12 protein-coding genes are annotated in these 9,054 nt (G+C 61.4%); 8 read left to right on the forward strand and 4 right to left on the reverse strand.

Going from position 1 to position 9,054, the window contains the following annotated elements:
* Positions 1-73: 73 nt before the first annotated feature.
* Entirely contained in the window at positions 74-463 is a 390-nt protein-coding gene (locus ACX80G_RS12165) for a heavy metal-responsive transcriptional regulator (RefSeq protein WP_459307918.1), read from the forward strand.
* 15 nt (positions 464-478) lie between these two features.
* Here the strand turns inward: ACX80G_RS12165 and ACX80G_RS12170 are convergent, their stop codons facing one another.
* From ACX80G_RS12170 to ACX80G_RS12185, 4 genes are all read right to left on the reverse strand, one after another.
* Positions 479-1,228, reverse strand: coding sequence for a cytochrome c biogenesis CcdA family protein (locus ACX80G_RS12170; protein WP_459307900.1), 750 nt, complete (start codon positions 1,226-1,228; stop codon positions 479-481).
* A gap of 69 nt (positions 1,229-1,297) precedes the next feature.
* The gene (locus ACX80G_RS12175; RefSeq protein ID WP_459307901.1) at positions 1,298-2,212 is read right to left on the reverse strand and encodes a F510_1955 family glycosylhydrolase; all 915 of its coding nucleotides are present in this window, start codon (positions 2,210-2,212) and stop codon (positions 1,298-1,300) included.
* Positions 2,213-2,367: 155 nt separating this feature from the next.
* On the reverse strand, positions 2,368-4,368 hold the full coding sequence (locus tag ACX80G_RS12180) for a bifunctional copper resistance protein CopD/cytochrome c oxidase assembly protein (RefSeq protein ID WP_459307902.1): 2,001 nt from the start codon (positions 4,366-4,368) through the stop codon (positions 2,368-2,370).
* Positions 4,365-4,994, reverse strand: a complete 630-nt coding sequence (locus ACX80G_RS12185) for a copper resistance CopC family protein (RefSeq protein ID WP_459307903.1) — start codon at positions 4,992-4,994, stop codon at positions 4,365-4,367. The genes ACX80G_RS12180 and ACX80G_RS12185 overlap by 4 nt, the downstream gene beginning before the upstream one ends.
* A gap of 277 nt (positions 4,995-5,271) precedes the next feature.
* Between ACX80G_RS12185 and ACX80G_RS12190 the strand changes: the two genes are divergently transcribed.
* The 7 genes from ACX80G_RS12190 to ACX80G_RS12220 form a co-directional block, all read left to right on the forward strand.
* The gene (locus ACX80G_RS12190; protein ID WP_459307904.1) at positions 5,272-5,625 is read left to right on the forward strand and encodes a hypothetical protein; all 354 of its coding nucleotides are present in this window, start codon (positions 5,272-5,274) and stop codon (positions 5,623-5,625) included.
* Positions 5,625-5,867: a hypothetical protein gene (locus ACX80G_RS12195; RefSeq protein WP_459307905.1), complete on the forward strand. Its 243-nt coding sequence runs from the start codon at positions 5,625-5,627 to the stop codon at positions 5,865-5,867. Before ACX80G_RS12190 ends, ACX80G_RS12195 begins: the two co-directional genes overlap by 1 nt.
* A 403-nt stretch (positions 5,868-6,270) precedes the next feature.
* On the forward strand, positions 6,271-7,299 hold the full coding sequence (locus ACX80G_RS12200) for a cytochrome c biogenesis CcdA family protein (protein WP_459307906.1): 1,029 nt from the start codon (positions 6,271-6,273) through the stop codon (positions 7,297-7,299).
* Entirely contained in the window at positions 7,299-7,961 is a 663-nt protein-coding gene (locus tag ACX80G_RS12205) for a peroxiredoxin family protein (RefSeq protein WP_459307907.1), read from the forward strand. Before ACX80G_RS12200 ends, ACX80G_RS12205 begins: the two co-directional genes overlap by 1 nt.
* 92 nt (positions 7,962-8,053) lie before the next feature.
* Entirely contained in the window at positions 8,054-8,209 is a 156-nt protein-coding gene (locus ACX80G_RS12210; protein WP_459307908.1) for a hypothetical protein, read from the forward strand.
* Between the two features lie 87 nt (positions 8,210-8,296).
* On the forward strand, positions 8,297-8,680 hold the full coding sequence (locus tag ACX80G_RS12215) for a BlaI/MecI/CopY family transcriptional regulator (RefSeq protein WP_459307909.1): 384 nt from the start codon (positions 8,297-8,299) through the stop codon (positions 8,678-8,680).
* Positions 8,677-9,054, forward strand: a 378-nt coding sequence (locus ACX80G_RS12220; RefSeq protein ID WP_459307910.1) for a hypothetical protein, incomplete at its 3' end; no start/stop codon positions are given. The genes ACX80G_RS12215 and ACX80G_RS12220, both read left to right, overlap by 4 nt.

Raw genomic sequence — 9,054 nt, forward strand, 5'->3', positions numbered from 1 at the left:
ACACATTAGAACCCATCATCAACGTTCCAGTAAGGTGGAAGGTCAAGTTGCGGGAGACAGTGGAGGAATGACTGTGCGGATCGGTGAACTGGCAAGTGCCACTGGGGCCACCACCAAAACCCTGCGGTTTTACGAGTCGGAAGGCCTACTGCCGATACCGCCGCGAACCTCAAGCGGCTACCGGGACTACCCGAGACATACTGTCCAGCGAATTGACTTCATCAAACGGGGACAACGCGCGGGCCTGACACTGGCCCAGATCGGCGAGATTCTCCACATCCGGGACCGAGGCAACGCGCCCTGCGCCCATGTCCAGTCCCTACTGTCCGGACGACTGAAGGAACTTGATGACCAGGTAGCGGATCTGCTAGTTCTCCGCGAAACGGTAGAAAGCCTCCATTCGGCCAGCCTCACAGTCGACCCCACCGCCTGCGCGCCCGACCAGGTCTGCCAATACCTCTAAACCGGCACTTATCGATCAGACCGGGGTGAGGTAGCTTCCGGCGAGGTTTTGGAGTTGGTAGATCCATAGGGTCCAGACTCCTGAGACCATGAGCAGCCCGACCAGGATGAGCAGGGAGCCGCCTGCGATGTTGAAGATGCGGATGTGTCGTCGGACAAACGCCAGGGTCCGTGTCACCCAGCCGATCCCGAGTGCTACGAGGACGAAGGGGATGCCCAGTCCGAGGCAGTACATGAATCCTAGGAGCGCTCCGCGCCACGGGCTTCCGGTGGTTGTGCTCAGGGCCAGGACCGCGCTCAGGGTTGGCCCCATGCAGGGGGTCCAACCTAGACCGAACACCACCCCTAGTAGCGGCGCACCGGCTACCCCGGTCTTCGGCTTCCAGCTAAGTTTCTTGCTCTGTTGGAAGAAGGAAAGGCGTCCTACCAGGACGAGTCCCATGAGGATGACGAAGAGGCCCAGGATGCGGATGAGTAGGTCTTGCCAACGCAGCATCCACCCTCCGATGAGACCGAAAGCCGCCCCGTAAAAAGTGAAGACCAGGGCAAAGCCGAGGATGAATAACCCGACGCCGGTGAGGACTTTGCGGCGGTTCCCTGGGGAGTTCGGGTCGGTGAGTCCGGAAACATATCCCATGTAGCCTGGCACCAGTGGGAGAATGCACGGCGATATGAAAGAGACGATTCCGGCGATCAGGGCCAGCGGAATGGCCAGCAGGAGCGCCCCGGATTGTACGGATTGCGCGAAGAACTCACCGATCGTCACAGGAGATCCCGACCGGCCTCGGCTGGCCGCTGGTGCTCCCGTGGTACCGAAGTGGTGTGCACGAGAACGTTATTGTCCGGCCTGCACGGTCGTCGTGAAGGACGCACCATTGTCATCGGAGAACTCAATGCCTTTCTCTGTTGACACCCAGATCCGCAGCTCATCTTCTTCGACGGCCGCAGCGATGGCGGACGGTTGGGCTGTTGATCCGCCGGTTTCTTCCCAGGTCTGTCCCGCGTCCTGACTGATGTGAACAACACCGTCGGGGGTGGCGCCTACGACGGTATCCGTATCAGCGAACGTTGTCTGCAGCAGTATTGGGGACTCAGGCGGTAGTGTCCACGTCATGCCACCATCGGTAGAGCGTTGGACGCCATCCTCGGTGGTAGCCAGAACAATCGGGCCGTCGAGGGACGCCGCGAGGTTCGCCGGTTGGATTTGGGTCTCGGCCTCGGACCATTCTTTCCCATCTGTGCTCAGCCGCAGGGTTCCGTCGAATCCAATGACGCCGGCCTCTGACACGGTCAGTGTGTGAAAGTCCGATTCGCCTTGACGGGAAAGTTCCTGCCAGGTTTCTCCGCCGTCGGTTGATTCGATCAGGCCCATGGGGTTGGGAAGATCGGATCCAGGTCCGGGGTGCCCTGACGCGTAGTAGAGGTCCGGACCCGCGCCGGCGAATCCCATCAAATCAAGGGCGGAACCCAGTTTTTCGATGGAATCAGCAGCAACGTCGAACAACCCGTTGTGGGTGGCCAGCAGGAGCTGTTCAGTGTCTTCGTTGAAAGTAAGCCCGTGCACGTGGCCGAACGGGTTTTCCGTACCGTGCGGCGTTTCATCACTGTGCGGTGTTTCGTCGTTGTGAGGGGTTTCTTCAGCCTGGCTGGATGCCTGTTGCCCACAGGCCGCCAGGAGAAACACGGTTGTAAGTCCGAGGGCTGCGGTGCGCACTTTTTGGCTGTTACCGGGAAGGGTTTTCAGGAGCATTGGGATTACTTTCTGTCGAACGGTGGCGGAATGAGCGTTTCCGTCGCTGTGAGTTAGCCGGGGCCGGCTGTTGTCGGGCAGTCTGCTGTTCCAGGAGGTCGCATCAGCCCGAGGTTACTAACAAGAATAGTAGTCACCGATCCGGGAGGCCTAATTTATTGTTCCGCCAGGCTGCGAGCCTGCTCCCGGAGCTCCTGCCCCGCAGAGCCAAGTTCTGCACAGTCAAGTTCTGCACAGTCAAGTTCTGCACAGTCAAGTCCGGCAGAGCCGAGTCCGGCCGGGTGAGTTTCTGTTGGACGTGGGTGTCCGATGGCGAGGGCCAGCAGGGGTGGCAGTGCTGCACCCCAAAGGATCAGGCCAGCGATGGGCTGGTCGGTGGTGACCGGGATGTTCCATAGTTCACTGACGAGGAGGTACCAGTCACCGCCGATAAGGTTATCTCGTGTTGCGAGCGAGAGCCCGGCTGCTAGATGAAAACCCAACACGGTCAAGAGCGCTGCTAATTTGACCTTTGCTGCGTTGGGTGAGGGGGGATGGGTGATTAGCGTGTGGGAGAGCAAATACCCGATTGCCAGTGCTGCGCCGGTGGAGGCGAGCCGTCCGGCGTTGCTGCTGACCAGCGGGCCGAGCAGTGGGGTGAAGTACAGGGTCCCGTGGAAGCCCAGATAGACGAGGGTCGCGGGTACCGGGTGCGCCAGTTTGCGTGTAACGGTCAGTTCTGCGGTGCAGGTAAGCCACTCTCTGACTCCTCTGCTTCCATCGGTTCGCGGGGCAAGGGTGTGCCGGGCGAGCAGGAACGGGCGACTGAGAGCGAAGAGGATGGGCACTATCAGCCCAATGAGGACTTGGCTGGTGACGAACATGCTGGGCAACAATCTTGCGTAGACAGCCGGGGCTCCGCTCGTTGCCCACAGCAGAAGGGCACACCCCAAGGCCCAGGTGACGGTTCTGAAGACAGGCCAGTGCTGCCCGAGTTTCACGGCCTTCCGCTGGGAGCTGACGTACCAACCCAGGAGCAGCACTGTGATGGGTGCCCAGATGACGTCAAATTGCCATTGCGTTAACCAATCCAGGGCGCCGGGCGCCGGTGGCAGTGCAGCTCCGAGGAAGGATTCCGCGGCTGACTCGACGGCGGACTCGGCAAACGGAGACGTCCGGCCCAAAGCGACGGACAGGCCAAATGTGAACGCCATGATGAGAATTTCGAAGCCCGCGAACCGGGCGAAGGTTTTTCCTGCCATGGGCCGGGATGCGAGCACGGTGAGGATACGGCGCCGTTGATACCATCCCGCCGCGCCGAGCATGACGACGGCCACCGTCTTGGCGATGAGCAGGATCCCGTACGTTCCTTCCAGACCCGCAGTGGAAGCCAGGCGCAGGAACGCCCCGGCGACGCCGGACACGAGCACCAGCACATAGCTTGCTCCAGCAATTCTTGAATACCTTCGCGCCAGCACAGGGAAATCGGCTCCTATTGTTCGCCGTAGGATCACTAGCGCGGCCAACCCTCCCGTCCAAATCGTCACCCCAATCAGGTGAAGGCCGAGCAGGTTGACCGCCGCTTCGTGGTTTGACGCCCCGTGAGCGGTAACAGTCAGCGGTGTCAGGGCAACCAGGCTGAGCAGTGTGAGGAGTCCAACAGTAAAAGTCCGTGTGGTCATCCAGCAGCCGGTGGCAACAATCAGTGCCAGAAAGGCACTCAACCCTAGCGACCGCCCGAGGTCGAAACCGGTCAGGAACTGGACCATGTCCGCACCGTTAATGTCCGAAGGGCTGGACCCTGCCACGTCCGAATAGGCGAAGGTCACTACGGCGGCACCGGCAACCGCCCAAACCGATGCCGCAACCGCTGCGAATAACACAGCCCTGGCTGCGGCTGAGCCGAGGACCGGCCGGCCCTGGTTTTCGTCTTGGGTTTGGTGGGGGAGGACGACCGCCGCTGTTACGAGGAAACCAATAGTCAGGGCTGCTGCGGCGTCGTGCAGGGCGCGGGCTACCGGGGCCCCCCATCGAGTGATCGCACCGGGGTCCGGGAGGCCCGGACCGGGAGGGCCCGCAGTGCCTGATACGACAAGAACCGCGACGGCAGTAAGAGGTACCAAAATCACCAAGATTGCCGCCCACCCGATCCGGCACGCCCTGTCGTCGAGGTTCATCCTCGTGCCCTGCGGGACTGTCCGCGGACGACCAGCACAGACGCCAGAACGACCGCAACAGTTACCGAGCCAAGGCCCAGCATCGCCCATCCGGGAACCTGCCGAGAACGGGCTGCGGAAGCCCACGCCCCGGAACCAACACCGTCCACCGGTCCAGCGACCGATTCCGCGGCAGTCGGGGCGGAGGAACCCGGCGAGACAGTGAATGAGAAGGACTCGTTCACCGGATGCCCGTCACCGGCGGTGACTCTATACGCAATCTCCCAAATGGCAGGCCCACTCCCAGGCTGACTGTCGGCCGCCCCGGGAGGTATTGGTGCTACCAACGATTTCCCTTCGGTCTCGGTCAACGCGCCGTAAGCCGGACCGCCCGCTACCGAGACAGTGACATCGGCAAAATCCAGCTCAACCTGCTCCGTAAATACAAGCGTCACCTGCCCCGGAACCACACCCACAGTCACACCGTCGGTTGGATCCGAGGACACGAGATAGGTATGAGCCGAGGCCGGGCCGACCGGAATAGACATCACCAACAACAAGCCCGCAACAACGCCTGCCGGCACCCCACGGAGCAACCGGCTTTTTCGGGGGCGTCTACTCATGTCGCGCAAAGATGCCCTACCCATCAGATGCCTCTCGCTTTCCTTTTGCAGTGTTCCCTCCACCGGCTTGCCGCCTGGTACTGCTAAACCCCGTAAATACTAGCAGGGCTAGTAGATCGATAGGAGACGCGGTCCGCGCCCCTAGGTTGTGAGTCGCGAAAGGAGTGGGTTCTGCCGAATAGCTAGTGACACTGATAGCTAGTGACACTGACTTGATCCACCACTACTATTATGTCTAGTATGTGTCTACTATCTTCTTTAGTATCTGATAGTGACCGATCAAGGAAAGGACCAAACAACGATGGCTAAGAACATCTGGATACCCACCATGGCAGCTACGGGGCTTCTGGCCCTGGCGGTGGCTGCTCCGTCCGTGGCCGCCGCACCCCCGTCCGTCCCTGACGGAGCTAGGAGTGAAGCCGCGGCCGAGAATCATCACGGGATGGACGATCAAGACCCGGTCCTTGGCATGGCGAAAATGCACGAACAAATGACGAACGACAACCCGGGCATGGCCCGCCTGCACGAACAGATGATCACGGACAACCCGGGCATGGTGCGCATGCACGAACAGATGATGGACGCGGATACCGAGATGGATCCGACCAAAATGATGTCCTCACACCCCACCCCCGAAAGTGAAGGAAAACTCTGATGAGTGAAACCCTGTACGCACTTGCCCTCCTCGCCTGCCCGGTGGGTATGGGATTAATGATGTGGCTCATGATGCGCGGCAACAAATCATCCCCCGCGCAGGAGAAACCCCTCGATGAGGCGGAGCTGGTCAAGTTGCGCGCCGAAGTCGACCAGCTGCGTGCCAGTCAGGGCGACGCAAGCGCCGACCCATCCCGTCTCGACCCCTCCCGTCCCGATCCAGCCAGGGCGACCCTGCGATGACTGAATGGGCATTGCCGGTAGCGGTCCTCATAGCCTCCCTGACAGCAACCTATTTCTTTTGCCTCCGCCCGATGCGGACGGGGCAACTGCGCCATGGGTCAACGGGTGTCCAACCCGGGAGTTTCTACTGTATCTTCGGCGCAAACAGCTGAGTTGTCACAACTGCGGGAGCAAGTTGCGGCCCTGAAGCAGCAGAACGCGCCCTCCCGACACTGAGGTAATCCCCGCGGCGATCCGCAACGCCCATCTGATAGGCACGCGGGCGACAGATGGGGGCGATACCCCGGGCTCCCTTTTCCTAGGGGATCGCTGATCAGTTGTCACCTCGTTTCACCCGGTCACAGCGCTATGCCGCAGTAGCACCGGACCACCTCATGAGCATCATCATCAAAAGGACGGGCGCGTGGAGGAAATACTCCTATCCACCACCATATTGGCGGCATTTCTTGGTGGCATGGTCGCGCTCCTCGCGCCGTGCTGCGTCTCAGTGATGCTGCCAGCCTTCTTCGCCACGACATTCAGGCGAAAGACACAAATCCTGGCCATGACCCTGGTCTTCGCCGCCGGCGTCGGCACCATCATCCTGCCAATAGCGTTCGGCGCCGCGGTGCTGAGCCGACTGCTGATCGACTATCACACCCCGGTCTTCACCGTTGGCGGGCTGGCGATGATGCTGATGGGCGGACTCATCCTGGCGGGGAAGAAGATCATGCTCCCCATGTTCGTCCGTGGCGGATCCGGTGGAAGCTCAATACGTTCCGTCTACGCTCTTGGCGCTTTCTCCGGCGCAGCCAGCGCATGCTGCGCGCCGGCGCTGGCAGGAGTTGCAGCAGTATCCGGAGCGGCTTCGTCGTTCCCGGCAGCCCTCGCGGTCGGCGTCGCCTACGTGTTCGGCATGGTCGCACCGCTATGTGTGATGGCCCTGGTGTGGGACCGGCACCGGATTGGGGAAAGAAAATTCCTCACCGGTCGGACACTGCCGCTGATTCCCGGAACCTCCTACCGTGTCCCGGTCGCCACCTTCCTTTCCGGGACGCTCATGGTTGCCATGGGCGCACTCACGATTGCCCTTGCGGCGCGCGGTCCGGGAATGGCGACCGATGGTTGGGAAGTGCGTTTCTCCGCCGAACTCACCCATTTCGTCTCGAACGTCCAGGACCTTCTTGGCTTCATTCCGGGGTGGATTCCTACCTTGCTGATCTTCGGAGCGTTGCTGTGGCTGATTACCACCGCCGTCCGACGCAAGCCAGCTGATGGGATCGACGCCGCAGCCCACCCAGCACCGCCTGATTCCTCAGGACTGCCGATGGAAGCCAGCACCGTGACAGCTCCGCCCCGCAACCAGGGCGACCCGAGTCCACGCACTGACACTGCCGGCGACCACCCGCAACCCGAAATCGACCGTACCGTCCCCCGAAAGGATTCCCTCTAATGGGATCAACAAAGCCGTCCGCATCACCCAAGAAGAGCACCACGCCGGTAGAGCGATTCTTGGTTCTGGCCGCCGCCGCGGTAGCCGCCATGGTTGGCCTGTTCCTGGTCTATCAGGGCTCCATCAACCCTGACCCCGACGCTTCCCAAGCGCGAGCGAACGGCGTAAATTACGACGTCGGATCCCCCGGGACCGGATCCCAAGCCCCCGCTTTCACCCTGCCGTCCGTCGACGGAGGCACCGTGGACTTAGGCGACTACAGCGGTCAATCCACGCTGCTCTACTTTCATGAGGGTTTGGGGTGCCAGCCCTGCTGGGACCAGATCAGGGATCTGGAGGAAACCCCTTCGGTGCTGCAGGACGCCGGGATCGATGCTCTGGTTACCATCACCAGTGGGCCAGCGGATCTCATCGAACGCAAAATGACCGACGACGGGCTGGAATCGGTGGCGTTGGCCGACACCGACCTGAGAGTGTCCCGCCAATACGAGGCCAACAAATTCGGAATGATGGGAGATTCACGCAACGGCCACACCTTCATCCTCGTCGGGCCCGACGGAACGATCCAGTGGCGCGCCGACTACGGCGGGGCACCGGACTACACCATGTATGTGCCCGTGACCCAACTCGTGAACGACCTCACAGTAGGGCGGGTCGCCTGATGCACACCGTGACACTGCTAACCCAAGAGGATTGCTCATGGTGTGAGCAGGCAAAAAACACTCTGCAGAACATATCAGCCACGCACCCCCTGGTGATTCAAGAAGTCGAACTGACCAGCACCCAGGGCCGCGATCTCGCGGTGCACCATGGCGTCGCGTTCGCTCCCGGAATCCTGGTCAATGGGCCGATGTTCAGCTACGGGCGATTGTCAGAGAAGAAACTCCGGCGGCGGCTCGCTCAGACCTAACGGGCGGTATGCGGGATCTACTATGCACGGTAGGATTGGATCCTAACGGTACGGTTTCGGTTTACTGCAAGAAGAAAGGGTCCGGGCATGCATCGTCTTGGCCAGCTTGAATCCACCATCATGGACCGGATGTGGTCCTTTCAGGGGGCGGCCGCCGTGCGCGACATTCTGGAAGACATTCAGCGGGACCGCGAAATCGCCTATATGACTGTTAAAACCGTGATGGACACTTTGCAGCGCAAGGGTCTACTGGTGCGGGAGCCGGATGGACGGGCGTTCCGCTATCGTCCCACGCAGACCCGAGAGCAGTACGCCGCAGCGCATATGGGCGAAGTCCTCGCCGGTGGCAGTGACCGCACGGCGACCCTGTTGCATTTCCTGGAGCAGATCCCTGCCGATGAGGTGGCACAGCTACGGGCTGCGTTGGACCAGGCCGCGCAGTCGCAGCACCGGGCCCGGGTTAGCGAGTGAGTGTCCCGCTCTTTTTACTCGCGTACGCTGTGGCTGCTGCCGGGGTGGCGCCGTTGTTGGCCAGGGGCACTTGGTCCGACCGGTCGCCTAAGATCGGGATCTTCGTCTGGCAAGCATTGTCGGTCACTGTTGTCGCGGGCGTCGTCCTTGCAGGGGTGGCTCTGGCGGTGCCCGCCATGCCGTTCACCTCGAACCTGGCGGATTTCCTGCGGGCGTGTGTCATGACTTTGCAGGAGCAGTATTCCACCCCGGGCGGCGCCATGGTCACGACAGCCGGTGCCCTCACCGCAGTGGCTGTCGTATTGCGGACGGGTTTTTGCCTGATCGCCGAGCTGCTCTCAGCACGCAGGGCACGCGGGCGACAGTTGCAATCA

It is taken from the genome of Arthrobacter glycogeni, assembly GCF_054510815.1.

Coding starts and splice junctions, on each gene's coding strand:
- ACX80G_RS12185 (WP_459307903.1), bottom strand. CDS start 4,994: ATGGGTAGGGCATCTTTGCGCGACATGAGTAGACGCCCCCGAAAAAGC.
- ACX80G_RS12205 (WP_459307907.1), top strand. CDS start 7,299: ATGGGATCAACAAAGCCGTCCGCATCACCCAAGAAGAGCACCACGCCG.
- ACX80G_RS12180 (WP_459307902.1), bottom strand. CDS start 4,368: ATGAACCTCGACGACAGGGCGTGCCGGATCGGGTGGGCGGCAATCTTG.
- ACX80G_RS12215 (WP_459307909.1), top strand. CDS start 8,297: ATGCATCGTCTTGGCCAGCTTGAATCCACCATCATGGACCGGATGTGG.
- ACX80G_RS12195 (WP_459307905.1), top strand. CDS start 5,625: ATGAGTGAAACCCTGTACGCACTTGCCCTCCTCGCCTGCCCGGTGGGT.
- ACX80G_RS12175 (WP_459307901.1), bottom strand. CDS start 2,212: ATGCTCCTGAAAACCCTTCCCGGTAACAGCCAAAAAGTGCGCACCGCA.
- ACX80G_RS12190 (WP_459307904.1), top strand. CDS start 5,272: ATGGCTAAGAACATCTGGATACCCACCATGGCAGCTACGGGGCTTCTG.